Here is a 25,397-nt window from a genome sequence, read left to right on the forward strand (position 1 = left end):
CTAAAGTTATGTCAATATCCTTGAAGAAATATAGTCTGCTTTTCCTAATCGCTTTTTCATTAGCCGGGTGTGAACTATTCGATCCCGTGAACGATAACCACGCTACCTCAGACCGAATCTATAAAGACCCATCCTTTGCCGAGGGAGTGCTGATGGCTGCTTATGCTAGGATCCCCACCAATAATCTGAGTTTCAATGATGTCGCCACAGATGATGCAGTCAGCAACAACAAGCTTAATGACTATCTACGTATGGCTACCGGACAGTGGTCCTCGATTTTTAATCCGGTTAGTCAATGGAACAATTGCATTGCGGGCATTCAAAGTCTGAACCAGTTCATTACTGTAATCGATACGGTCAACTGGAAAGGGTCGGTACCAGAACTGAACTGGATGTACACGCAGCGGTTTAAAGGTGAAGCCCATGCGTTGCGCGCTTTGTTTCAGTACCATCTGTTGGTTACAGTGGCAGGGCCTGGAAACAATGGGCAGATGCTGGGCATTCCCATTTTTGATCGGTTCCTGAATGTTCAGGACAATTTTAATTTGCCCAGGGCCACTTTTGAAGAATCCATCCAGCGGATTTATGCCGATATAGATAAAGCCCTGGAATATCTGACGATGGATGATTATCGCAATATCAATACTGCCAGCCAGTTGCCCGCTGGTTATGAGCACGTGTCGGTCGTGAATTACAATATTATTTTTGGGCAGGAACTCAATCAGCGAATCAGTGCCCGAATGGTAAAGGCTTTACGGGCCCGTGTTGCTTTACTTAATGCCAGTCCTGCCTTTCACAATGAACCCTCCTTGTGGGAAAAGGCCGCCGATTATGCCGGAACAGCACTTTCGGAGATTGGCGGTTTAAACGGGCTTGATCCGGCCGGACATAGATTTTACCTCAAATCCCTGGTCGATGCACTGAATGTATCTGCCGGAACGCCGATCGATCAGAAGGAGATTTTGTGGCGGAGCCCTGTCGCTTCGTCCAATGCGCGAGAGCAGGCCAATTTCCCCCCCTCACTGTTTGGCAGAGGTAATGTCAATCCCACCCAAAACTTGGTGGATGCCTTTCCGGCCGCCAATGGCTATCCGATTACACAACCGGAAAGCAAGTATGACCCCACAAAACCATACGCAAACCGAGACCCCCGCTTACGCCTGTACATTGCTTATAACGGAAATACTTTTTCGGGTAAAACGATCACTACGGGGGTAGGGGGCGGAGTGGACGCTAAGGATTCGGTGGAAACATCCACCCGGACGGGATACTATTTGAAAAAACTTCTGGTGGAAGAAGTCAATCTGAATCCGGTGGCTCCAACCACCCAGAAGCATTATGAGGTACACATGCGTTATACCGAATTATTCCTGATTTATGCCGAAGCCGCCAATGAAGCCTGGGGCCCAGATGGAACCGGTGCGTGGGGGTATTCTGTCCGTGATGTAATTGCCGCTATTCGCAAGCGCGCTGGCATCGCGCAACCTGACGCCTACCTGGCCTCCATCGGGACAAAAGAAGAAATGCGGAAACTAATCCGGAACGAACGCAGGCTGGAGCTGAGTTTTGAAGGATTTCGGTTCTGGGATTTGCGGCGCTGGAAAGAAAATCTGACAAAAACAGCCAAGGGGGTTAACATCAATAGAACAGGTATTATGATAATCGATGTCGAGCCCCGTGTTTACAATAATGAGTACATGCATTATGGGCCTCTCCCCGAAACGGAGGTGGTTAAGTACAATGCGCTGATTCAAAACCAAGGTTGGTAGCCGTCCTATTTTTCCATGAAAATAACCTGCAAGATTTCTAATATGAAAAAGATACTATTTCTGCTGCTGTCCGTCGGCTTGATTGCCTGTAAAAATCAGGAAATCGCCTTTCCAGCCTTTGAATATACGACCGGTTACTTCCCTTATCAGTATCCCGTCCGGACCCTGGTGCTAGGTGATGATATCTACGACAATTCGAATGACAACAACCACAAATTCCTGATATCGGCCGTAATGGGCGGGGTTTATCAAAACGATGCTAATCGGATTTTTAAAATAGAGGTGGACAACACCCTCTGTGAAAATGCAGCTTTCGCTTCGACCGGGCAGCCGATTTATCCTTTGCCCCAAGAATACTATACTCTGAGTTCTGCCAATGAACTAATTATTCCGGCAGGAGAGTTCAATGGCAATGTCGAGGTACAATTGACTGACGCCTTTTTTGATGACACTTTAGCCACTAAGCTTGCCTACGTGGTGCCCATCAGAATTACCGGGGTAATGAATCTGGATTCCCTCCTTCGGGGCAAGTCTGCCATTGCTCAGCCCGACCGCAGAGTTACGAGCCATTGGGAAGTTGTACCGAAAGATTTCACCATGTTTGCCGTGAAGTATGTCAATCCTTACCATGGGAATTACTTCCATCGGGGAAAAAGCACGGTGAAGAGTTCGGCCGGCCAGGAACTCGAAACCACGTCGTACCGGCAGCAGTTTGTCACATCCGATGAGGTCTGGACACTGACGACCACCTCGAAGAACCAGGTCGCAGTTAACGGAGTGATTCGTTCATCGTTGATTACCGGTTCCTTAAACCTTCTCCTTACCTTTTCTGGCAACGAGTGTGTGGTAAGCAGTAAGCAGGGTGCCTCCTATTCAATCACCGGTACCGGGAAATTCTTGGACGATGCCGACGAATGGGGGAATAAAAAACGTGACGCGATTCACCTGAGCTACCAATTTTCGGATGGAACGAATACCTACTCCGCCACGGACACCCTGGTTATAAGGGACCGGGGCGTGGTGATGGAAGTTTACCAACCGATTGTCTCAGATTAGTTTTCTCGTTGATATTGCTGGCTTTGCCCATAGTTTCATTACCAGACGATGCTGTCCGGTTACTGACTAACGAGAAATTCATCTTAAACCCTAAATCATTTCATAGCTATGAGACGACCATGGAACCTATCCGGGCTGCTCTTCCTCCTCGTTTTTGCCGGCGGCATCCGGCCCAGTAGCGCACAGGGTACCGAAAACAGAAAAAGGGCTCAGATCGGGGTATACTATTTTGACGGATGGGCGGGCCGAAATAGGCATGCTCGCAATCCGGCTGAACCCTGGGCCAAAAATGCGCCGACTCACTTGACCCGACGCTTTGTTGAAGATTTTTCCAACCGGGCGCCCATCTGGGGTGGAGGGACGATTCTCAGGCAATCATGGAGAGGCAGATTGATCTTGCCGCAGACAACGGGGTCGATTTCTTTCTTTTCTGCTGGTACTGGCGGGATAACAAGGGACCCCTAAATCCGGAGGCCATACAGAACCTACCCCACCACACCAGCCTGAACCTGTATCTGAAAGCAAAGAACAAACATAGGGTAAAATTTGGCCTGTTGGTTGCCAACCACTCCGGTTCTGAAATTATAGGGGCGGAGAACTGGGAAAAAGCAACTGAATACTGGATGACCTATTTCAGGGATAATCAATACGTTAAAGTAGGAGGAAAACCCTTGATCGTACTGTTCAATGTAAAGGGAATCGAAGAAGAAGGCTTAGCCAGCATGCAAGCTGTTGCGGGCAGGGGTGGCCTGAACGGCTTGTCTATAGCTGGATGCGGCTCCGCTTCGACGCCTGGATTCACGCACCGAACGCACTACAATATCATTCCCGGCTATTCGGCGGGTTCGGAGGCCCATCCGTATTCCGAGCTGGTAGAAGCTCATAAAAAGAACTGGGCAGGTACCCCCGCCCAACCCTACATACCGGAAGTGACCGTAGGATGGGACAAACGGCCCTGGGAAGGAGCCAATGGCCTGACACAACCCGAAGGCTGGTATTTCCCGGACCGGACGACGGCTCAGTTCGAAGGCTTTCTGGAAGACGCCCTTGATTGGATGGATCGGCATCCGGATCAGACCACCCAGGAACGCATGATGCTGTTATACGCCTGGAACGAACTCGGTGAAGGGGGGTACCTGGTACCTACCCGGGACGATCCTGACGCTTCCTATCTTAGGGTGGTGCGGGATGTCATGACCCGGCAGCATAAAAAGACCAATTAAGTGCCTACGGAAAATAATCAAAAGAACCCATCAGGTATTCAGCTTCTGATTTCGCACTCATTTTTCCAACATTTGCCATTTATCATCCCTTTGCTCATGCAACACCTAATAAAGTTACTACTAGCGCCACTCGCATGTTGTGTGGCTATTACCAGCAGTGGTTTTGCCCAGAAATTCACGATACCCGTCTTCCCTGACACGCAGTCCGAAGTGGGGGCACGGCCGGAGATGTTTTATAGCCGCATGGATTGGGTAGTCAAGCACAAGGATTCCCTCAACGTACCGATGGTACTACATGTTGGCGATCTGGTGAACTTCGATAATTACGACCACTGGGAGATCGCCAGCAGGGGTTATGATTCCCTGGACGTCAATCATATACCCTATGCTATTGCCGTGGGAAATCACGATACCGAGGCCGTGGGTTTTTACAGTGGTAGCGCCGCACCGGGCAATGTGAACCAGAATTTGAGAAAAACCTTTAAATTCAACTCATATTTTCCGGTGAGCCGGTTCAAAAACCAACGCGGCCGCTACGAACCTGGCAAAAGCGACAACGCTTACTATACTTTTAAGGTTGGCGACACAAACTGGCTGGTGGTGACTATGGAGTTTTGCCCCCGCATGGGTCCGATCAACTGGGCCGGGGATATTATCAAAGAATACTTCAATTACAACGTAATCATCGTAACACACTACCATTTGACGCCGCGTGGCGAAGTCGCCAGCTCCAATGCGGGTTACGGGGACTTCAGCCCACAGGTGGTTTTCGAGCGACTCGTCAAAAGGCACTCGAACATTCGGTTTGTACTGAGCGGACATGTCATGAGTTCGGCAATGAAGGTCGACACGGGAGTAGCGGGGAATAAAGTGTACCAAATCCTTCAAAACTACCAGAATGAGGACCTCGGAGGGGGGTACATCCGACTTCTGGCGTTCGACCTAGACCAGGGCACCGTTGCGGCAAGCATGTACTCTCCTTATTACCAAAAGACCAAAGACGACTCTTCGAAATTTACGGTGGAGGGAATTGACTTCATCAGACAAAGCGAGGAGCGATCCCGTAAAAAAGCGGAATAGCTACTCGTACAAATGAATCACCTATTAACCGATAGCCCTTATGAAGAGCATGCTGGGAAGTCTATCTTTAAGGTACCTTATCACAATTGCCATCGCCCTGTCATCCTACCTGGCCCAGGCTCAGAACATGCGGGTGATGAGCTATAATATCCGTTACAAAAATACAATTGACAGCATCAATGGCTGGGAGTTTCGCAAGGAGAACGTTGTCGGTCTGATCAGGTACCATCAGGCCGACATTGTGGGCCTACAGGAAGCACAGGCGGATCAAATGGCCGATCTTGAGAAACTTCTCCCGGAGTTCGGCTGGTATGGTGTGCCCCGGGTGGAGGGCAAGGCTGGTGAATACACGGCTATTTTATATCGTAAAGATCGTTTCAAGGTACTGGACTCGGATACTTTCTGGTTTTCTGAAACGCCTCACGTGAAGGGCAGTAAAAGCTGGGACGCTTTTTATCCGCGAACCGCCTCGTGGTGTAAGCTGTCTGATCGAAAATCGCGCAGGGAGTTCTACTTTTTCAATACCCACCTCGACCATCGGGGTGATATAGCCAGGCAGAAAAGTGCAGAAGTGCTTCATGCCCAAATCACCGCACTTACGGGTCAACGGGCCGTTATCCTGACCGGGGATTTTAATGCATCCCCCACGTCGATCACCTACCAGAAGGTGGTCGAGGGAGGAAAGCTGATGGATGCTTATATGCAAACAAAAACACCGCATTACGGGCCGGTTAACACTTCTAGTGGATTCTGGGTGAGCAAGGGTCCCATTAGAAGCCGGATCGACTTCATCTTTGTGAACGCTAAGGTACGCGTCCTACAGCACGCTACCTTGACCGACCAACAGGAAGGACGCTATTATTCGGATCACCTTCCCGTCATGGCCGTGGTCGATTTGACCCGCTAATTCAAAATTGATGCTCCTACTATCGCCGTTATTTAATACGCTAGTTCGCAGTTAGTGGAGAGTATGACGACGGCCGCTTAACCAGGATTACCCCAAGCTTTGTTTAGCTCTCATGGAATGTTGATTGGAGAATTAACTGTCACTGTTCTTACCGCAACGGCTCTGCCCGTCGCAAAGATAGCCTTCCCTCGCTCGAAGGTGAGATCGATGCGGCCTAAGTCGATGCCTCCGAAGCCGACCTGGTTGATCCAGACGGGCCACCCATCGGCATTGGGAACGGCTACGGGTTCAGTCAGGAACGTATGCGTGTGCCCCCCGACAATCAGGTCGATGTGCCGGGTCCCGGCGGCCAGTGTATAGTCCGAAACCCGGTCATCGGGGTAGCTGAAGCCAAGGTGCGAGAGGCAAATGACGCAGTCGCACTGTTTGTCCAGGCGGAGGGTGGCTGCCAGATCGGTGGCTATTTCCAGGGGGTCGAGGTATTTGGTTTCCCCGAAGGCGCTTTTGGGGATCATCCCGTCGGGTTTGATCCCCAACCCGAACACCCCGACGCGTATCCCGCCCCTCTCGAAAATCCGGTATGGCCTGGTCCGGCCGTCCAGGGCGGTGTTGGAAAAATCGTAGTTGCCGATCAGCAGGGGAAAGCGGGCCTTGCCAAACTGCGTCACCATGTTGTCGATCCCCCCGTCGAAATCGTGGTTCCCGATTGTACCGGCGTCGTAGCCGAGTCGGTTCATGGCCAGGATTTCGGGCTCGCCCTTGTAGAGGTTCTCATTACAACTGGATACTGTTGGCGAATTCAATTCGGGGCAATATTTTGAGGAATTAATCGCACAAAAGCGGCCTGACGTGTCTTGGCCAAAGGCACTTCATTGAGCCAATCCACCAGCCGATACAGGGGGGGGCGCCCACATTCGTACGAAATGTTCCGCTTGGCCTCCAATAAGCGCACTTTGGGACTATCTATTTAGCTGAATCACTTTCAAACCTGTGGAAGTTTTTCTTTCCTATCAAAGCCCCAGCTTCTTGCCGGCATTGTACCTGCGGATGTCATCGGTGCGGGTGTAGCGCTGAATCATGGCGGAGGTTCGGTGCTTGGTCTGCTGCATCACCTCCAGGTCATCGGCCCCGTTCAGCTTGGCGGCCGTCACGAAGGAGGCACGGAGCGAATGGGCCGAGTACTCGACGCCCAGGTAGTGCTTGACGATGTTGTCCACGCTTTTGTCTGACAACCGCTCCTCGGTCAGGCGCACCTCGCCGTGCCTGCTGCCTTTGCGAAACCGAACCAGCAGGGGCCCGCTCTGGGGCCGCAGGGCCAGCCACGCCTCCAACGTCCGGATGGGGCACAGCAGGGGGTCGGGGTGGAAGAAGAACGCCTTCTGCTCCACCTCCCCGTACTGGTTGGTCTTGCTGCGGGTCAGGGTGATGATGAGTCCCTGCCGGGAGAAGGCCAGGTCCCCGATGTCGAGGGCAACCAGCTCGGAGCGCCGGAAGGCTCCGGTGAAGCCCAGCAGCAGCACCAGCTTATCCCGCAGCTCGGTCGGGTTGTCGGGATCCAGGGACTGGACCAGGGCGCGGAACTCGTCCAGCTCGAAGGCTGGGGCCTGTTTCTGGCGCACGCCCTTCCTCCGGCGGATGCCCTCAAGCACGGCCTGCACCTGCTTGTGCCCGGAGACAAACGGCTCGCCTTTGAGTTCGTGCCATTTGCGCAGGGCCGCCATTCGCCGCTGGATGGTGGCCCACTTGCTACCGTCGGCCAGGTGCGCCAGGTAGGCCGAGAGGATATCCGCCTCGGCCGGAAGAGCGGCCACCCCGTGCTGCTGGCACCAGTCGGCGTAGTGGCGCAGGTCGGCCCGGTAGGCCCGCCGGGTGTTGGGGGCCCCCTCCAGGCCGGCCTCGACGTACCGGCCTACCTTGTCGGCGAACCGGATTAGCGCTCCTTCTTTTCCATCCGATAGCTCCATCACGAACGAATTCTTAGTTCAGGCCAAATATAGCGAAAATATTACTTCTGATAACTAAGAATTATCAGAAGTAATATTTTTAAACATCCGTTCGTAAAATGTAAAATAAATAATTATTTGTCTGCTATTTTGTAAGTTCCTTAACAAAATATATTCCTTTGTTTTTGTATTTATTAACTAAATCGTAAGATTCTTGTAAATTTTACTTTCTATCATACAACCCTTTTTGTATATTCCAGTATTTCTTTAAATACGTGTTTTCTGAATGAATACCTAAATCTTACAGAATTATGGAAAATGATAGAATCAACAGAGTGACCGCCCAGCAGATGCGCGACCAGCTCTCGGATCTCTTAAACCGCGCGGCTTACCTCCACGAGCCTACCCTGGTCACCCGGCAGGGCAAGGCCGTCGCCGTGCTGGTTTCGGTCGAAGACTGGGAGGAATACCTTCGTTTAAAGAACGACAGTAAAGAAATCGCTGCCCAAGCAGACAGTATTCTTGCAGAAGCTAATAAAGCGAGCGGCGGCGCAGGGAATGGAAGGGAAGAAAAAATCTAAGTAATTCTGTTTCGGGCAATTAAGAGTTCTGTCTGGAGACAGCAGCGCTATCTGACCAATTGCCCCCCCCTTCTGATGCTCCCCGCTGTTACGCCTTCGTCTATTCTAAGCGGGCCTTAGTCTTTTGTACAGAGGTATTGCTCTATTTTTTTGTTAGAAAAGTGGTAAGTTCATGTCTTTTGTAGCTTTGTTGCATGGCTCCTGAAAGGCTGATTTCAACCTCTACCCATCTTAGAAACACGTTCGTTTACAGCTATTTTAGCGTACTTTAATCATTTATCAGGCGCTTTTTAGATGCTACATCGAGTTTATTTTAGACCATTTCCAACAAATCAGGAGCCATGCAACATGGCTGTCTTTTGTGAATCAATATGTACAAATTTACATCACAACGAACGTCGCTTCGGAAGCAGCGGCAGCACTTCTATGCAATTTTCAAGCGATCGAAACCATTTCCTTCAATTGCTGATCAACCCGGCACCGCGCTATCGGATTGCGCGGCACCTATTAATGTGGACAACAGTCATCCTAGTAATCTATAGAGGAGAGTCATATATTTCTCCCGGCTCGTCTGACCCAACTGCGCGGTCTCTTTATATTACCTCTGCCACGATTGTTTATGCTCTTTTGGTCTTCCTAATCTATTTGACAATTGCAAAATTGATCCACCGGTTTATTTTGCTCCGCTTCCAATTTTTTTGGCTTATCCTGGGCTTTGTCGCAGTTCATTTGGTGGTCTCAGTCATATTATATTACCAGCTATCACTTTTTTTAAGTTATTTCTCCCTCTCTGATTTGCCTCAGTTCTATACTGCACAGGCAAGGCGTTTCCCTACTTTTTCGGTTTGGCAAGCCCCGTTCGACTATTTTATCGTGGGGATAATGTCTTACTCGCTGGTTTATAGCTACGTATTGTATCCTTTATTTTTAAAAATAGTCAAAGATTTGTTTACCATTAAAGCCAAGGAAAACCAACTTGAAAAGGAAAAAATTCTGGCAGAATCCCGGGAAGCGCAGCTCCAAAAAGACAAACTGCAATTGGAATTCGATTTTCTCAAAGCCCAAATCAGCCCGCACTTCCTGTTCAACACGCTCAATAACATTTACTCTTTCTCGATAAAATCACCCGACAAAGTACCCGATACAATTCTCAGGCTTGCCAATTTAATGCGCTACACCATCTACGAGACAAAGTCGGATTTTGTACCACTGAACAAGGAAATCGAGTTCCTGAACAGTTATATGCAGTTACAACGCATCCGGCATGAAGCGGATTCTAACCTAACTTACTCCGTAACAGGCGAATCCGAAGGTCGCACCATAGCGCCTCTGATGCTGATTGTGTTCGTGGAAAATGCTTTTAAACACGGACTTGAGGCAAGCGCACGGGCAGGGTGGATTCGTACCAATCTTAGTATCGTTCGCGGAACGCTCTGGCTCGAGGTCTCCAACAGCACCTCATCTGCCCAAAAGAAAAAGGGTGTTGCAGGAGGAATTGGCCTGAACAACGTTCGTAAACGGTTGGAACTACTTTATCCAGGTCGCTACCGATTAGATATCGTTTCCCAAACCCACGAGTTCCGTGTAAACCTGACCATTGACCTGTAACACTCCCACTACATGGAACAACCCTACCGAGTCGTCATTGTCGATGATGAACCTCCGGCCCGCGACATAATCGAGGTGTACGTAAACCGAGTACCCGATCTGGAGATCGTGGCCATCTGCGCCAACGCTCACCAGGCCCTGGATGTGGTTCATAACCTAAAGCCGGATTTAGTCTTTCTCGATATCCAGATGCCCGAGATAACAGGCATGGAAATGTTGAGGATTCCAATGACTGACCGTCCAGAGTTTGTCCTGACCACCGCTTACCCCCAATATGCCGCTGAGAGCTACGACTTTTCCGCTCTGGACTACTTGACAAAGCCCATCGCGTTTGAGCGGTTTATGGAAACGGTAGTTCGGTTTCGAAAAAAAAAGACGTTGCACAATCAGTCCAGCTGGGAGTTGGTGAATCCCCATACACCCGGAGAAGTAGTTTGGTTAAAAGATGGGAAGAGGATTTTACAAATCCCCAACGGGGAGATTTTTTACGTGGAGGGTTGGAAGGATTACGTTAAGGTTTACTACAAAGACAAAATGCTGCTGACTCACTTGAATCTTGGTCAGGCCGAAGCGGTATTTCAACCTCCTATATTCGTACGCATCCACCGCTCTTACATTATCAGGGTCGCCGCAATCCGCATCATTGACGGAAACGAAATCGAACTGTCGAACGGCATCAAGCTGGACATTGGCCAGAAATACCGGGAGGAAGTTAAAAAGTACATTCCATATCTACGCTAGGCTTCGTCTATTCTAAGTAGTCCTTTATCGCTTTAAAGTATCTTTTGGTATAAAAAATTTGGACTATCTCTATGGAAGGGTTCTTATTGCAATAAGTTCCATAATTAATCCAAAAACATTCAACCATGAACTCTTTTTATTATCTCAAAACAAGAACGGCTGTTTTAAATCCCCTGAAACCAAATAAATTTTTGAGAGATCAAACATTGACCTCTCAGATTTGCGAAACTGTTCCCACCACTTCTATTCAAATATTAGCGAATGTCAATAATCCGAAAAAATAGTATTATTTCATTCAACTAAATACGCTCATACTTGAATCCATTGCTGTGCAAGGAGCTAAATTTTACTGGATGCGACAGCCGCTCCTATCAATCCAACGGCTGCTGACAACATTGGAAAAGGACGGCTTAAACAGGCTGTTGCAGGAGGAAAGCGTAATCCAATCCATCGAAATAGCTTCCCCCGCAATGGGGGCGCATCTTCGGGGCGACCATAAAGCCGATGCCCAAATCGCAGCCACCCTGCTCAAGTACGTACTGCGGATGAGTACGCGATGCACTCCGTTCGGACTATTTGCGGGAGGGACCATTGGCTGCACCGCGCTCAAAACAACTTTTGATTTCCAAAAACGGAAATTCGCTTCGCGTCAACGACTTGATACAGAGACCGTGGACTATTTGGCATTTGCCTTGACAACTCACTCGGAAATCGTAGAGAAAATTCGTTTTTACGCCAACCGAACGGCTTACCAAGTGGGAGATAGGCTCCGCTACACCGAGCGAAGCTCGCAAGATGGGCAATGTCGTTTTTTCGCCAGCGAAGTACCCGCAAACCCCACTATTCTCTCCGTGTTGAAGCGGGCCAAGCTTGGCGCAACGGTACCGGAATTAGCGCAGGCCGTTGCCAGTGACGAATCGCTGGCGTCTGCTTGCGAATTTATTAGGCAATTGGTCGAGGACGGCTTATTGAGTAGCGAGCTTTCGCCATCACCTACAGGTGACGGCCCCCTACCCACCTTAGTTCGAAAATTGTCCGAGCGTTCGACTCCGCCAGAGCTGTTGCAGCCCCTGCGTCGGATTCACGACCTGCTCGCGCAAACCGAAGACAACCGAACAGTTCGGCCAGAAGTCACGGCCATTCTGACCAAACAGTTCGGCTTTAATCCCAAGGCGGCCTCCGTGGTACAAACCGACACCTTAATCGAGGGAGGAATCAACCAATTCAGCCAGGCAGTCTACGACCAGCTTCAGCAAACCCTGCGACCGTTGCATGTTTTAAATCGTTTCAACCCTGAACCCACCGACCTGGTTGTTTTCAAAAAACGCTTTTACGCACGTTATGAAGAACAGGAAGTGCCGCTGCTCCTGGCGCTCGACGGAGACACGGGCGTGGGTTACGGCGAATTCCTGGAATCGTTCGGCTCTTCCGAAAAACTAATCGAAGGTCTACCTATCTCCAATCTCACGCATTCGGCACATGCCTATCAAAGCGACGAACTGCACGATTTGAGGCTGCGCCTGTACACTCGGTTCCTGGCCAGCGGCTCCCAGCCAACCGCAATAACCGATCACGACCTGTCGCTTTTGGGCGGAAGCAAAGTTCCGCTTCCGCCCAGCTATTACGCCTTCGGCAGCTTTCTGGCGACCTCGGCTTCAGCCATCGACAAAGGGGACTTTCGGTTTCTGCTCAAAGCCCTCAGCGGTCCCTCAGGCTTTACCCTGATGGGGAGATTTTGCGCCATCGACGAACGGCTGGCCCGTATGGTAACCGAGCAAATGGTCTGGCAGCAAGCCCAGCGACCTGACCTCATCTACGCCGAGATTGCGCACCTGCCCCATGCCCGAACGGGCAATGTCGTGGGACGTCCCCACCTGCGTCCTTACGAAATTCCCTACATGACCCACTCGGAACTTCCTGCCGATCAGCAGTTGCATCTGGACGACCTGCTGGTTTCCGTCCCGAATGGCCAACGTGTGGTCATTCGCTCGAAGCGCCTGGACAAGGAAGTCGTGCCCCAGTTGACCACCGCCCATGATTACCGCGACGGTTTGCCCATTTACCGGTTTTTGTGCGACTTACAGGCTCAGGCTGCTCCCTTCGCCGTGCAATGGCATTGGGGAGCGTTCGACAAGGCGCGGCGGTTACCCAGAGTCGTCTACCGCAACACCGTGCTGCAGGAGGGGAGTTGGCAATTATCACGGGCAGACTTATCATCCACGCTTTCCGCCGAGCAGAACGCCGCTCGGCTACGGGGCAGCGAAGGATTGCCCCGTTTGGTGGCACTCATGCAGGGTGATCAGGAGTTATTCATTGATTTGGATTCGAGAATCTGTTGCGAATTATTCGTCTCTACCTTGCAACGCCTGGGAACCATCCGCGTCATCGAATGGCTCCGAACGCCCGATCAATGCCCAGTGGAAGGCCCCGACGGTAGGCTCACGCACGAAGTCGTCATCCCATTTATGAACCCAGGGTTGGAAAGCCCTTCGAGGGCTGTTCCAGAAAGGCCGCCCGTTACCGTGCAACGCGCTTTCGGGCCCGGTAGCGAATGGCTTTACCTGAAAGTATATGGTGGTCTGTCCACCACGCCAGCCCTACTAGCGGCGTTATGCGGGTGGGCGGCCAATGGGGAACTTCGCAATGAAGCGACGCACTGGTTCTTTGTCCGCTTTGCCGACCCAGAGCCGCACCTTCGCTTTCGCATTCGGTTGAACGATGTGGCTCATTATGCTCCGATGCTGGTGGAGTGCTACCGCCGACTGAACCCTTTTCTCATTTCAGGGGAAGTTCATTCCATACAACTCGACACCTACCAGCGAGAATTGGAACGCTACGGGCAGGAACTCATCGAGGTAACCGAACAGATCTTCTGGCTGGACAGCAAAGCGGTCAGCCAACTACTCCAACTTACACTCGCCGAATCGGGGATTCTGCCGTGTGCCTGTCGGAGTGTGGAAGCGTATCTGGCGGCGTCAGGCTTGACCTTGGCTCAGAAGGTGGCCTTTTGCCAAAGCGCGTACGAACGATTCACCAACGAACACGGCGCGACCAAGGAACTTCGGCAATCGCTGGCTCAAAAATACCGGGTCAATCGCCCGAGCGTGGAGCAGTCGCTCAATGCGCCTGAATCAGTCCTGGGTGAGGAAGCCGAGGAAATCTTCAGGCTGCGGACCCGTAGCATGGGGGCCGATCTGGAAACGGTCAAACACTATTATCAGACAAACAGGCCGGAGGAGTTTAGGGAATACCTGGGGAGCCTGATCCATATGTCGATCAACCGGCTGTTTGCCACCAACCAGCGCACCTATGAACTTCTGATCTATCATCACCTCTATCGGGCGTACCAGTCCGTAGTTGCCCGGTGCACTGGCTAACTGACTATTTTTAAAATCTTTGTCTATTCCAAAGCCCCCTTCGTCAATTACACGGAAGCCTTAGTCTAAAAAAATTTCGTTGCCGGTACCCGCTTCTTATATTCACAAGGTCAAAAAAGCCCTGCCCTCTTTTGGACAACAGGGTTTAGATTCTTTCCGATACGTAGTTCAGCTTTTTTTTCAAATTCCTAAAATGGGATGAATATAAAGAAAGTAAAGTACGATCGCAGACTTACCCTTCATATTTTACGCCGAATCTGAGTTTATCAAACGTAACAGCAGGATAGTTTTTTTTGCAGAAAATTACTTTACCAAAATCCCGAAAACAACCTGTTCCAAGAATAGCACGGCCCGCGCCAGTTTATTAACAAAACGTGGGAGCTTTCGCAGATAGTCCAAAAACTCTTCAACCTTTAGACAGCGCTAACTTATGGGAAAACTCCTACCTTAGGTCTCCTTCCGTCCTCCTGAGTGTCGCTTGGCGTAAAGCTTTAAGCTATTTTCACCAAATCCTGCCAATCACGTTGGCTGCCTTCCGCAGCGATTACCGGACCAATCTCCGTCTGGTGATTTTGCTTCTTTTTTCTTCATACGATTCCATTTTCAAAAAAATATCATGAAACGGAGAATACAATTTTCGTCCTCCCTTTGGGTGCTTGCCCTGCTGCTCATTGCTACGCAACAGGCGTTCACTCACGCCAGCCCCGTGCGGACAGTACCACCCGCCTCAGGTGCTGACAGCACAAAGTCAACGGGCAACACTTTTGCCAGCGTTGAAAAGCCCGTCTTTTTGAAGCGACTGGTCGAACCCGAATTCGTAGTGGGTACCTCCACCGTGGCGTTCAAGACCGACCCTCTGGAGAACTGGCTTTCCGGGGATTCTAAATTTACGGGACTGGGCCAGTTAAAAGCACCCGGTAGCGCCACCACCCTGCTGGTCTTTGGCGACGGACTGGCGGCGGGTTGGAAAGACGGAGGCCTGTACCGGCAGGGTCAGCAGTTTGCCTTCCCGAATCTGGTGGCGCGGCAGATCGGGCTAAGGGATTTCGATTCCCCGCTCTTCGATCCCGCCCACAGCAACGGCACGGGCTTTCTCAAACTCGAGCCAGGTACTGCCGCCGGTCCGAGATGGAAAGAAGTCGCCAACGACCTGGCCATCCTGCCCGCATCGAATGTCCCGGAACTGGTACCCTACACGGGGGAGGAAGTTGAAAATTTTGCCGCTCCCAAACTGGACAGGGCCGGAATCGGCGGGACGCTCTCGCCCAGTGAGAATGGCTGGATTTACGATGACCTGGGCCGGGGCTTTACCGACGACATGGTTTTCCTGTGGCGGCTGAAACCCCGGGAGAACAGGTACCGCTACACCTACCTCGACCTGATGGATGAGAATCTCCAGTCGCGTCGTCCCGCCATCGTGTTGTCGGTTTTTGGGTACGACGGCTGGATGGACCAGAATGTGAAGAGCAACAACGTGTTCATGAGCTGGCCCCATGCCTCCTCCGAATCCTCTCCCCTGGCGGTGACCATAGCCAAAAGGGCCAAGGCAGCCGGAGCGAAGGGAGTGGTATTCACCATTCCCGACTTCAGGCACTTACCCTACTTTAACTGGTTCACGCAGCAGAAGCTGAACCAGACCAAGGCCAAAGTGACCATCAATCGCCGCCGGGAGGGCATACTGGGAACCGAAACGATTACGGGCGACATGATTTTCTTACCTACCAAAAATACGGAATTATTATTCGAGTACGCTAAGAAAGGGGGAAGCTTTGAATTCACCCTTGAGGACAGCGATGTGGCCGATGCCAGGGAGATACTGGGCGGTTCGCCGGACGCTGTCAACGCGCGGATCAAAAGGGAGGCGCAGGAGAACGGACTGCTCGTAGTGGACCTGGCAGCCCTGTACGAGAAGGTCCACCTCGGTGGCTACCGAACTGCGGACGGATATTCCGTTAGCGGTGGCGTGGGGGGGAACTTTTTCTCCGACGACGGCCTGTACCCCTCCACCCTCGGTCATGCGGTCATTGCTAACGAGACTATTAAAGTCCTTAACGAAGGCTTCGGTGCGCAGATTCCGTTAATTGATGTGACCGAGTTCGCCGGGTACCTAAACAAGTAGTTCCATTTTGATCCTAACACTCGAAACATGAAACGATATCTAATTTTCCTGATGATGCTGGTCCTGCCCAATTTTCTGACAGCCCAGATGTATATCTCGCTGCCCATCGGCGGGGTTTACCAGACCACGGGCAGCACTACTCCCGTCGCGTTGGCCGGACAATACGTCGGCACTTCGCTTGCCAACTACCGCATCGAGTACAATGTATTGAGACTTAACGTGAGTGACGGTTCGTATCATTCCACCTACCAGAACTACACGACCATTGTGACGAATCCCACTTACGGGCTATTCAAAACCACGATATACCTGCCCGTTGGCTGGTATACCGTAAATGTAAGGGTATATAACATAGCGACCAGTAGCGCCGGATCGTCAAACGCCATAAAATTTGGCGTGGGCGATGTTTATGTGATTGCCGGGCAATCCAACGCGCAGGGAAATCCACCCAATGGAAGTAGCTGGTCTCTGCCCTCTTTGAGTACTTATGATGGAGTTGTAAGCCACAATGCCTGGGAACCCTGCAACGACAGTTTGCCCCCCTATCCGGTAATGTCTCCCCTTTCCGGGTATAATCGGATAGCACCCAGCGGTAACAATTCCTGGTGCTGGGCCAAGCTAGGGCAGGATCTGCAATCCGGTAGTCCGAGTGGGGGTTTGCCTATTGCTTTTTTCAATGCAGCAGCGAGCGGGTCAACTTCAAATAATTGGAAGAGGAGCGCTGCGGGGGACACTACTGCCAACATTTACACAGGTGTAGTGTGGTGCGACACTACCTATACAGGTGCAGCACAACCCTATTTCGACTTTAAAACAACTTTGAAATACTACGCTTCCGTTTTTGGAGCAAAGGCCGTACTTTGGCACCAGGGAGAATCGGATAATGATTTAACTACCACTCCCATTTCCGCAACTTCCCGTACAGATTATAAAGATCGGATAGACTATGTTATTGACCAATCAAGGGCAGATTTTTCCTCCTCTCTGCGCTGGCTAGTATCCGAAGTCTCGTTTAATGGCAAAAATCCTCCCGGGAGTACTACCCGCTCAGATGTCACTTCGGCGCAAAACGACTTGACAATTTCGCCCATTGATGGATCAAATGGCTCCTCAAGTGATTATAGTTATACTGGAGTCATCACTGATCCATTGGGCTATGCTTATCGCGACGCAACTGACCTGGTACATTTTAGGGAAGATCGAAGTAGTGCTTTAAGCACAATCGGAGGCTATTGGAATACTAAAATAGGAGCGGCCACCAATGGCTATACCCAGTTGGGGGCGTTTCTGCCTCCTCTGGTGACCATGAGCAAATCGGGCAGCAACTGGACGCTCACCGTATCTGGTACCTACTCAGAGTACCGCTGGTTGAACATGGCCAATCCTAAACCCAATTCAGATTTCCTAGTGTTAGGAACAAACTACAACCTGTCGGGCAGTACCGGAGGTAGTTATGCCTGTTTGGTCAAGGATGGTTCCGGCAAATGGACAATCACCCAGACCATCTACACGAACTGTGGCAGTTGCCGGGAGGGAGTGGCCGAACTGGAAGAGTGGCATGAAGAGGAACTCGGACTTTCAACCAAGGCTTACCCGGTACCCTTCGATAAGGAGTTTACCATCGAATTCACTATTCCAAATCAAAGTATGGTGAAGTTGGAGTTGATCAATATGAACGGAGAGGTTATCTCCAAAATTACGGATAACATCCACGCCAGGGGTACTTACAAATACCCCGTGCAAACACCTGGCCTGAGTGCGGGTATGATCTTTTACCGACTGAACGTAAACGGATTAGCCATCACCAAGAAGTTGGTCAAAAGCAATTGATATATCATCATACTCTGGAAGGAAACTGTGGCTAGTAGGTTTCTTCCAGAGTATTCTTTTAAACTCATGGAAAAGCGCATCAAATCCCTTTTGTGGCTGGCTTTGGCCGTAACGCTGCTCACCTGTAAGCCGGATAAAATAGAGCCCGACCCGCTGACCGATGGCAAGCCGCGCATACTCTCTATTTCATTCCCCGGCATACCCAGAAAGGACGTTTCCATCGACCAGAGGAACCTAGTCATCACTATCAAGGTGCCTCCCGTCCTTCTTAGCGACATGGAGCCTTCGGTGGAGCTTACCGAAAACGCCCAAGTTTTCAATTCTTGGCCGAGGGTGTTTATCGGCCAGTGCAAGGACTGCCAAGACGTGCTAGTGGGGTTTAAGGGTACGCGAGATTATGACGCGACCGTTTACAAAATAAAACTTATTCCCAGTAGCCCGTTTGAAGTGGGGGTGATGGGTAAACCTGTCGAATATGTTCTGTACAACGGGGGCAGTGGTTTCCACATACCAGCAATCAACCTGTATGCGAACGCATTTCCCAAGTCAGCGAAACTGATCAATCGAATGACGAAGGAAGTAATTAATATAGACAGCAGCCGAATTTATGCTGGCTGGGAGCAGCAGGCCAATAATCTTTTCATCCACCTGACGAAGTTTGAGCCAACGGGCCAACGTTTAGCGGGTCAGGCACCCGGCACCTACGATATAGAGTTGAAAATGGCCGATGGAAAAACAATTAGAACCCCGCAGCCCCTGATCCTGGTGAAAGGCCCGGCCTATCTTTCTTCTTATGAGGAAAAAACTTTCTACGGTCAGGAGGCCAGGGTGAACTCGACCTTTTTCATGGAAGGCTATAACCTGTTCGAGGGCGATATCGTTCTGGAACTGACCGACCGCCACGGCGTGAAGACGCCGCTGGACAACTTGACCTTCGAGCCTTACGGGCTGCGCCTGGGCATTACGCTCCCCAACACCATGGTGCCGGGCCAGTACGTCATGCGGCTCTACCAGTTCGGCAAAGACCAGGGCTTTTGCTTCCGGCTCAACGTACGCGCGGGAAATGCACCTGCTGGTAGAATCGGTACCATCGGCGATGATGCCATGCCCTGTTCCTTGCAGGAACCCGTCAGGATCGGGCGCAGCCAGGCAGTGCCCATCACCTACAACTTGACCCAAAACCTGCCCAACCGCCCCCGGATCAAGCTCACGCCCACCAGCGACCCTTCCAAAACATTTTATGGTTCGGTGCTCCCTATAGTCCTGGCACCTAATCCACTTGGGCCGGGCAGGCTGACCATCGGCAGCGAAGTGCCAACGGGGCTATACACCGCCGTGCTGCAATACCTGGATACCGACGGGAAAATAGTGCTGGAGACCGATCCCTACGGGCAGTTGCTGGAAGTCTACTGAAGTCCTCTTTTATCCAGGCGGTCCCGTTTTTGCTAATTCCCTTTTACCATCAGTCACTTTGTTCCAACAGCCTTTTCGATAATTTCCCGATTTCCGTTGCCCAGATCCAGTACCTGACACCGTTTTGAGGAATTCATGAAAAATGGAGCGCATTAAAAGTGTGACAGTCTCCTTAGGGGTCAAATTGGACTAAGCGGCAATCTGGACGGGATGTGATGGGCTTGTGGTATTCTGCGGCATGACCTGCGCCTCACCCGCACGAGGATCGACCATTGCAAACGCGTCCAACAGGTCGTCAGCCACAACACCGCCATGAAGCTGGGACTGGGAGGCAGAACTTCCAGAGCAGTAGGTGTAGGTAGCCGTCATTGGGTCAACTAGTCTTGAAAAGGCATCGAGTGGCGTTTTTTTAGAAATAAGGTCCCGGTCAGTAATTTCTTGTCGCCACTGCGGATAGCTGGGTGCCCCGAGGTGGGTTCGTCCTAGGGGTAGATCCACTAGCAACTTTTTGACCACCCGGCTGAGTTTCCTATGGACTCCGCATACATTTCAGTATACTAGCGAGAATTCTAAAATCATCCAAGAAGTGGCACAAATCCCCCTCACTTTTTGATTTACTCGTTTATCAGGGCGTTGAAAAGTGTTAATCCTACCATTCGATAAGTTTTTAGAGTCTAGTTTAAATATTGGAATTAAATTGAAATCGTATAATATACCCAGAGGCGGACTTGCAAAACGATAAAAGGCAGAATTTCAATATTTTTGATCAATGAGTAAGCGCCAACAGGTTGTGATTTGCGGAAAGTAGAGCAAGCGCCAAACCAAGTGACAGCAAAGCGTTCCGGGGCTGTGTAAAAATGAAAGAAAGCAGCTACACTTAGAAGAACATCTCTGCCTTACTGGGCTTATCCAGGCTTGAGGCAGCTCGACATTGAAGGAGGGAAGTCAGGATCGGGCGGAATGGGGCTCCAAAGGAGAGCCAACAATCCGTATTACCGGACTCTTTTTTGAATTAAAGGATATAAATAATAATGCTTAGTCCCAGAATGCATTTCTGAGACGCGCGTTCACTTTGGTTTAAAGGCATCACCCAATATTTTTACTGGTGAAGCCCGAGTCGAGTAGTTAATACGGAAAGTGATATTGAAATAGAAGAAATGGTTTTTGTCTCATGTTAGGAACCTATGGCAATGGCTAATAATAAGGGGCCGTCAGACAAGGGCACACCAGGCCAAACGCCCAGTCCAATACCACCTACTAGGGTTCTCGACAACTCAACTGTGGCCTCAACAGCCAATCAGTTCCCTGTTAACAGAGGCAGGGTAGTAGGGCAGTCTATGCCCACTATTAATGCCCATATCTGGCGGATTTGAGTAAAGCCGGGGTTAGCTCCATGTGGGAGTTAGCATTAGTCACCACTTTTGAACCAATGGTATCATGGATGCCGAAGCTTTATGAACAAAACGCCTATCCCCCAATAGTTTATGTGGAGTGACAGAGAAACGGACGTTGACCTGCTGGGTCACCGCAGAATTGCCCAAACCATCGTGGAGATTATCCGAGAAGATGAGCTCCGCCCTATAACCATTGGCATTCAGGGGAGCTGGGGTGCTGGCAAAACGTCTATTCTTTCACTGATCGAGTCTGAGTTGAAAGATGACTCGAAAACACTTTGCCTGACATTCAACGGCTGGTTATACCAAGGGTATGAGGACACCAAATCGGCCCTGATGGAATCCGTCGTCCACGCTCTGCTGGACAAGCAAGGTATAGGTGCTGAAGCATTGAAGAAAGGCAAGTCTCTGTTCAAGCGCATCAACTGGCTAAAAGCTGCGAAGACGGCAGGAGGCTTGGCCCTCACGGCTGCGGTCGGATTGCCCCCCGGGGCTCTTTGGGGTTTAGCTGGTCTGGCCGCGGGTGCGAAAGGGCTGGTTGGCGACAAGCTTGATTCCGACGACGACGACCCGTGGCTGAAGCCCGAAGAAGCTACGGTGCCTGCTCAAATACAGGCGTTTCGCAAGGAACTGCAGGAACTGATCAAAGAGTCGAGCGTGGAGCGGCTGGTTGTGCTGGTTGACGACCTCGACCGGTGCCTGCCCGGAGCGGTGATAGATATTCTGGAAGCGGTCAAGCTCTTTCTGTTTGTTGAGGGCTCCGTTTTTATCATAGCCGCTGATGAGCAGATGATTGAGTACGCGGTGCGCCGGCACTTCCCCGACTTACCCGTTTCGCAGGCCGACTACACCAAGCACTACCTGGAGAAGCTAATTCAGATTCCCATTCGGGTTCCATCGCTCAATTCCCTTCAAACCCAGAACTATATACGTTTTCTGCTTCTGCAAAACCATTTGCAGAATGACAAAAACCGCCTCAACGAAATTTGCCTGACGTTTGAAGCCGGCCGCGATACGCCCTACGACAACCGGGAGTTAACCTACGATTTCATCACCGAGCAGCTAGGCAACGAAAACCAGGATCTGCGCAGCGTGCTCAACGTGGCCGAACAACTGGGGACTACGCTGGCCAAGGAGCTGCGTGGAAACCCGCGCAACATAAAGCGCTTCCTCAACAAGCTTTTCCTGCGGATGCGAGTCGCCAAAATCTATGGGTTGGAAGACAAGGTACAGCTCGACGCATTAGCCAAAATGATGCTCCTAGAGACCTTCCACGGAGACAAATACGAGCAAGTGATAGCGGATGTCACCTCGTCTCCCGAAGGCCGTTCCATAAGCATCCAGCAGTTAGAGCAGCCCGCCGAAGAACCCAAAAAACCGGAAGCGAAAGAAAAAACTTCAAAAGCAAAGGCTGGCCGTGTCGAGGAGCCAACCGAGGGAGAAGAAAGTGGCGTTGAGGAGCTCCCCAAAGATGATTTACAGCAGTGGGCTGGTTTCGCCCCCGCTCTGGCCGAGACGGATTTAAGGCCATACGTCTTCATTTCCCGCGAACGGGTAGTTAGCTACCACACTGCCGAAGAAATTCCGCCATCGCTAAGGCCGCTTTACACAGCACTGTTAGCTGGTAGTCGAATAGCGATGGCCACCCACGAGGCGGACGTTAGAGCCTTATCTTCTGCCCACGCCCAACTCCTATTCGAGCAACTAAAAAAGGAAAGCGTCACTATCCAAGACTGGCAAAGCATTCCTAAGCCAGTCGAAGGGGCGTTTTATCTGATTCAGCATCAACCATCTCTGGAATCACAATTTGTGAAAATGATAAGCTCGGTAGTGGCGAAAGACTTGGGCGTATGGGTGGGAAGTAAATTAGCTGGTTTTTCCACTACGGAAGGCAAAGCTGCCCGTTCTTTACTCTTCACCAAGCTCCTGCAAGACCCGCAAACCAAGCAAACCTTGAAAAATTTGTTAAGCTCAAACCCACCTCTAACTGCCTGATATTATGGGAACATCTGCCAACCGCAAAGGCCCGAAGCCGTCTATCCCGCTACTACCCGATTGGATGGACGAAGAGCCGGCCGACGAAAATCCCAATCAGCAGCCCGAAGATTCCGACTATGACGAAGAGCCTGATGGAGAGGGAGGCGAGGAGGCGCCAAATCCTACCGAAACCCCATCCGCTAACCGCTTCAATCAAAGTCAGCGAGGCTTCCAGAAAGCGGTAAAATCAGGAGACACTTCTGGCTTAAAGAGGGTAGTCAAAAACTACGTGAGCCAGGGACTAGGTAATACTCGCAAGGCTGCCCAGCGGATGAGTCGCTCAGGCGGCGCAATCGTCACGTTCGGCACTGTTTTAGGCAATATTCGCCAAAACGGACTTGCCGCCACCCTGACCCACCTGCAACTCGGTCAGTATGTTGGTCAGCCCGCTTTGCAGGTACTGTCGGCCCTCCTGGTGCATGTCTGCGGGGCGTCTGCTCTGCTGGACGACGCCATCACCAAAGAGGCTTACAAAGAAACGGTCACGCGCATCATTGACGAGTCCCCCGATCTGGACCTGGAGAACCTAACCGAGGCACAAACCGGCGAGATGCTGGCCATCTTCCTGGAGGAAAGCATCGTGTACCGGCTCATCTGTGATATTGGCCGTTCCCAAACAGTAGCCACTTCCGACCCTGCCCGTGCTATCGAAGTTGAGCAGGAAATCTACCAGATTGTCAATGGCATGGTACACAGCAGTATTGTACCAGAGCTTACCAAAGCAATGAGCGACCCGGCTAACCTGAACCGTGAGATTCAGCGCATCTACAGGGTCGCCTTCGATGCTATCAACAACTCTTAAATCCCCCTTTTTATGGCTACCATTGGTATTGAGCTACGCATTGGCAATACGGATACTGGCGCTGGAATTGACCAGTCCCAGTTTGCTGATTTCTACTCCTTCACACTCCAGCACCCTTCACAACCGGGGCCAGACATCAGCCTGAGCAAGCTACTGGTGTCGCTGCGCAAACTCAAGCTACAGCCCGCTGTTGCTGCGCTGGACTTGATAGGGCTGGCCTGCGCGGCTTACGCGGCTGATACGACCATCAACCGCTACAAAAACTCCGATGATGGCTGGACCCGGCAGTTTCACTTGTTTGTGCCCGTGAGCGACGATGCCACTTGGCAGTCCCAAAGCGGGTTAGTGTCGCAAATCCTTAATTTTCTCACCGGCGACCTATGGCAAATCACATTCCGGCAGAGTGACACCCAGATTGTTGTCGCACAGCGCCCGATGAAACCCACTACGAGCACTGCCGAAATGGTGTGCTTGTTTTCCGGAGGCATGGACAGTTTTCTTGGGGCGATGAAGCTGCTGGAAGCTGGCGAGAAACCCCTTCTGGTCGGACACGCGAAAAGCAGTGACGTTTCCAGCTTCCGCAACCAGGCCTTTGCTGCGCTACAGCAACGTTACACCGCCACTGCCCCCGATTTGGTAAGCGCCCATGTGCGGGTTACCAAGCCGCGCCACGGTGGTCGGGTAGTGGAGGGAGAGAATACTGAACGGGGTCGCTCGTTCCTGTTCCTTGCCCTCGGGGCGGCTTGTGCCTCGGCTCTTCCCCCAGTAAGCACTGGGCACAACAAGAAGCTGTGGATTCCAGAAAACGGTTTCATCACGCTGAACCTGCCCCTATCCCCCTGCGCATGGGGGCTTACAGCACCCGCACCACGCATCCCTACTACCTCAAGCTTGTGCAACAGTTATTTGATACGCTGGCGTTGGGTATAACGATTGTGAACCCCTTTGAATTCAAGACCAAAGGGGAAATGCTGGCCGATTGTGCTGACCCTGCTTTCGCGGCAGGTGTCAATACCATGTCTTGCAGCCGCCCCGGCACTCGCAACGCGAAGCTAGAGGGCAAAGGAAACCGGCACTGTGGGCGTTGCGTGCCCTGCATCATCCGCCGGGCCGCCCTTAAAAAGGCAGGGATTACAGATGATAACGCGCTGTTGCCTGACGATAGAAAGTACCGGACGGATATCTACCGTGAAACGCTCCACGCTTCCACGGCCAAGGCTACCAACAAGGCAGCAAAGGGAGAGAACGTGATGGCCTTTCGCTACATGTTAGCGCGGGTTCAAGCCAGTTCCAACTTCCTTCCCTCCGCCATCCAAATCACTGGCCCCCTGGAAACACCAGCTGCCTCCTTGGATGTGTACCAGAGAGGATTAGAAGAGGTAGAGGCAGTATTGCAGCACGTGCGCTTAGTCGACTAGTGATGGCCTTTTACGTCGATACCCACTGCCACCTGGACTTGTTTCCCAATATCCGCGAGGAAGTCGAGAAGGAAGACGGAACCGCCATAAAGACGATTT

The 25,397-nt window shown here is 51.3% G+C and carries 18 protein-coding genes and 1 pseudogene; 16 read left to right on the forward strand and 3 right to left on the reverse strand.

The genetic code is table 11. From position 1 onward, the window contains the following. Positions 1 to 8 precede the first annotated feature (8 nt). Both GBK04_RS00705 and GBK04_RS00710 read left to right on the forward strand, forming a co-directional pair. On the forward strand, positions 9 to 1,769 hold the full coding sequence (locus GBK04_RS00705) for a RagB/SusD family nutrient uptake outer membrane protein (protein WP_152755980.1): 1,761 nt from the start codon (positions 9 to 11) through the stop codon (positions 1,767 to 1,769). Between the two features lie 42 nt (positions 1,770 to 1,811). Beyond that, the gene (locus GBK04_RS00710; protein WP_373330574.1) at positions 1,812 to 2,825 is read left to right on the forward strand and encodes a DUF5627 domain-containing protein; all 1,014 of its coding nucleotides are present in this window, start codon (positions 1,812 to 1,814) and stop codon (positions 2,823 to 2,825) included. A gap of 126 nt (positions 2,826 to 2,951) precedes the next feature. Here the strand turns inward: GBK04_RS00710 and GBK04_RS30140 are convergent, their stop codons facing one another. After that, the gene (locus tag GBK04_RS30140) at positions 2,952 to 3,083 is read right to left on the reverse strand and encodes a hypothetical protein (RefSeq protein WP_373330575.1); all 132 of its coding nucleotides are present in this window, start codon (positions 3,081 to 3,083) and stop codon (positions 2,952 to 2,954) included. A 119-nt stretch (positions 3,084 to 3,202) separates the two neighbouring features. Between GBK04_RS30140 and GBK04_RS00715 the strand changes: the two genes are divergently transcribed. The 3 genes from GBK04_RS00715 (at position 3,203) to GBK04_RS00725 (ending at position 6,035) form a co-directional block, all read left to right on the forward strand. Next, complete coding sequence (locus GBK04_RS00715; protein ID WP_152755984.1) at positions 3,203 to 4,048, forward strand: glycoside hydrolase family 99-like domain-containing protein; 846 nt, start codon at positions 3,203 to 3,205, stop codon at positions 4,046 to 4,048. Between the two features lie 96 nt (positions 4,049 to 4,144). After that, the gene (locus GBK04_RS00720) at positions 4,145 to 5,128 is read left to right on the forward strand and encodes a metallophosphoesterase (RefSeq protein WP_152755986.1); all 984 of its coding nucleotides are present in this window, start codon (positions 4,145 to 4,147) and stop codon (positions 5,126 to 5,128) included. A gap of 40 nt (positions 5,129 to 5,168) precedes the next feature. Continuing rightward, the gene (locus GBK04_RS00725; protein ID WP_152755988.1) at positions 5,169 to 6,035 is read left to right on the forward strand and encodes an endonuclease/exonuclease/phosphatase family protein; all 867 of its coding nucleotides are present in this window, start codon (positions 5,169 to 5,171) and stop codon (positions 6,033 to 6,035) included. 110 nt (positions 6,036 to 6,145) lie between these two features. Here the strand turns inward: GBK04_RS00725 and GBK04_RS00730 are convergent. Together GBK04_RS00730 and GBK04_RS00735 are read right to left on the reverse strand one after the other, a co-directional pair. Next, positions 6,146 to 6,805: pseudogene (locus GBK04_RS00730) on the reverse strand (metallophosphatase); the annotation flags it as partial. Between the two features lie 240 nt (positions 6,806 to 7,045). Continuing rightward, positions 7,046 to 7,999 carry a site-specific integrase gene (locus GBK04_RS00735; protein ID WP_152755990.1) on the reverse strand — a complete coding sequence of 318 codons (954 nt, stop codon included), beginning with the start codon at positions 7,997 to 7,999 and terminating at the stop codon, positions 7,046 to 7,048. 290 nt (positions 8,000 to 8,289) lie between these two features. On the opposite strand from GBK04_RS00735, the gene GBK04_RS00740 reads away from it, so the two are divergent. From GBK04_RS00740 to GBK04_RS00790, 11 genes are all read left to right on the forward strand, one after another. Next, positions 8,290 to 8,559 (forward strand): type II toxin-antitoxin system Phd/YefM family antitoxin, encoded by a 270-nt coding sequence (locus GBK04_RS00740; RefSeq protein WP_152755992.1) that lies wholly within the window; start codon positions 8,290 to 8,292, stop codon positions 8,557 to 8,559. A 348-nt stretch (positions 8,560 to 8,907) separates the two neighbouring features. Further along, positions 8,908 to 10,167, forward strand: coding sequence for a sensor histidine kinase (locus GBK04_RS00745; protein ID WP_373330577.1), 1,260 nt, complete (start codon positions 8,908 to 8,910; stop codon positions 10,165 to 10,167). A 12-nt stretch (positions 10,168 to 10,179) separates the two neighbouring features. Then, the gene (locus GBK04_RS00750) at positions 10,180 to 10,908 is read left to right on the forward strand and encodes a LytR/AlgR family response regulator transcription factor (protein ID WP_152755996.1); all 729 of its coding nucleotides are present in this window, start codon (positions 10,180 to 10,182) and stop codon (positions 10,906 to 10,908) included. A 329-nt stretch (positions 10,909 to 11,237) separates the two neighbouring features. Beyond that, positions 11,238 to 14,285, forward strand: a complete 3,048-nt coding sequence (locus GBK04_RS00755; RefSeq protein ID WP_152755998.1) for a lantibiotic dehydratase — start codon at positions 11,238 to 11,240, stop codon at positions 14,283 to 14,285. Between the two features lie 616 nt (positions 14,286 to 14,901). Then, positions 14,902 to 16,404: an SGNH/GDSL hydrolase family protein gene (locus GBK04_RS00760; protein ID WP_152756000.1), complete on the forward strand. Its 1,503-nt coding sequence runs from the start codon at positions 14,902 to 14,904 to the stop codon at positions 16,402 to 16,404. Between the two features lie 27 nt (positions 16,405 to 16,431). Continuing rightward, the gene (locus tag GBK04_RS00765) at positions 16,432 to 18,234 is read left to right on the forward strand and encodes a T9SS type A sorting domain-containing protein (RefSeq protein ID WP_152756002.1); all 1,803 of its coding nucleotides are present in this window, start codon (positions 16,432 to 16,434) and stop codon (positions 18,232 to 18,234) included. 66 nt (positions 18,235 to 18,300) lie between these two features. Continuing rightward, complete coding sequence (locus GBK04_RS00770) at positions 18,301 to 19,647, forward strand: hypothetical protein (RefSeq protein WP_152756004.1); 1,347 nt, start codon at positions 18,301 to 18,303, stop codon at positions 19,645 to 19,647. 1,484 nt (positions 19,648 to 21,131) lie between these two features. Further along, positions 21,132 to 23,036 carry a Qat anti-phage system ATPase QatA gene (gene qatA / locus GBK04_RS00775; RefSeq protein ID WP_152756006.1) on the forward strand — a complete coding sequence of 635 codons (1,905 nt, stop codon included), beginning with the start codon at positions 21,132 to 21,134 and terminating at the stop codon, positions 23,034 to 23,036. 4 nt (positions 23,037 to 23,040) lie between these two features. Next, the gene (gene qatB, locus GBK04_RS00780; protein ID WP_152756008.1) at positions 23,041 to 23,880 is read left to right on the forward strand and encodes a Qat anti-phage system associated protein QatB; all 840 of its coding nucleotides are present in this window, start codon (positions 23,041 to 23,043) and stop codon (positions 23,878 to 23,880) included. A gap of 12 nt (positions 23,881 to 23,892) precedes the next feature. Continuing rightward, positions 23,893 to 24,810: a hypothetical protein gene (locus GBK04_RS00785; protein ID WP_152756010.1), complete on the forward strand. Its 918-nt coding sequence runs from the start codon at positions 23,893 to 23,895 to the stop codon at positions 24,808 to 24,810. Continuing rightward, on the forward strand, positions 24,774 to 25,298 hold the full coding sequence (locus GBK04_RS00790; RefSeq protein WP_152756012.1) for a hypothetical protein: 525 nt from the start codon (positions 24,774 to 24,776) through the stop codon (positions 25,296 to 25,298). The genes GBK04_RS00785 and GBK04_RS00790 overlap by 37 nt, the downstream gene beginning before the upstream one ends. Positions 25,299 to 25,397: the final 99 nt, after the last annotated feature.

This window comes from Salmonirosea aquatica (assembly GCF_009296315.1).
In the GTDB taxonomy this organism is placed as follows: Bacteria; Bacteroidota; Bacteroidia; order Cytophagales; family Spirosomataceae; genus Salmonirosea; species Salmonirosea aquatica.

What these genes read in the sequence shown, in the direction of transcription:
- GBK04_RS00715 (WP_152755984.1), top strand. Translation starts at nt 3,203, where the DNA reads ATGGAGAGGCAGATTGATCTTGCCGCAGACAACGGGGTCGATTTCTTT.
- qatB (WP_152756008.1), top strand. Translation starts at nt 23,041, where the DNA reads ATGGGAACATCTGCCAACCGCAAAGGCCCGAAGCCGTCTATCCCGCTA.
- GBK04_RS00735 (WP_152755990.1), bottom strand. Translation starts at nt 7,999, where the DNA reads ATGGAGCTATCGGATGGAAAAGAAGGAGCGCTAATCCGGTTCGCCGAC.
- GBK04_RS00750 (WP_152755996.1), top strand. Translation starts at nt 10,180, where the DNA reads ATGGAACAACCCTACCGAGTCGTCATTGTCGATGATGAACCTCCGGCC.
- GBK04_RS00740 (WP_152755992.1), top strand. Translation starts at nt 8,290, where the DNA reads ATGGAAAATGATAGAATCAACAGAGTGACCGCCCAGCAGATGCGCGAC.
- GBK04_RS00720 (WP_152755986.1), top strand. Translation starts at nt 4,145, where the DNA reads ATGCAACACCTAATAAAGTTACTACTAGCGCCACTCGCATGTTGTGTG.
- GBK04_RS00765 (WP_152756002.1), top strand. Translation starts at nt 16,432, where the DNA reads ATGAAACGATATCTAATTTTCCTGATGATGCTGGTCCTGCCCAATTTT.
- GBK04_RS00725 (WP_152755988.1), top strand. Translation starts at nt 5,169, where the DNA reads ATGAAGAGCATGCTGGGAAGTCTATCTTTAAGGTACCTTATCACAATT.
- GBK04_RS00770 (WP_152756004.1), top strand. Translation starts at nt 18,301, where the DNA reads ATGGAAAAGCGCATCAAATCCCTTTTGTGGCTGGCTTTGGCCGTAACG.
- qatA (WP_152756006.1), top strand. Translation starts at nt 21,132, where the DNA reads ATGTGGAGTGACAGAGAAACGGACGTTGACCTGCTGGGTCACCGCAGA.
- GBK04_RS00745 (WP_373330577.1), top strand. Translation starts at nt 8,908, where the DNA reads ATGGCTGTCTTTTGTGAATCAATATGTACAAATTTACATCACAACGAA.
- GBK04_RS00785 (WP_152756010.1), top strand. Translation starts at nt 23,893, where the DNA reads ATGGCTACCATTGGTATTGAGCTACGCATTGGCAATACGGATACTGGC.
- GBK04_RS00760 (WP_152756000.1), top strand. Translation starts at nt 14,902, where the DNA reads ATGAAACGGAGAATACAATTTTCGTCCTCCCTTTGGGTGCTTGCCCTG.
- GBK04_RS30140 (WP_373330575.1), bottom strand. Translation starts at nt 3,083, where the DNA reads ATGCCTATTTCGGCCCGCCCATCCGTCAAAATAGTATACCCCGATCTG.
- GBK04_RS00705 (WP_152755980.1), top strand. Translation starts at nt 9, where the DNA reads ATGTCAATATCCTTGAAGAAATATAGTCTGCTTTTCCTAATCGCTTTT.
- GBK04_RS00710 (WP_373330574.1), top strand. Translation starts at nt 1,812, where the DNA reads ATGAAAAAGATACTATTTCTGCTGCTGTCCGTCGGCTTGATTGCCTGT.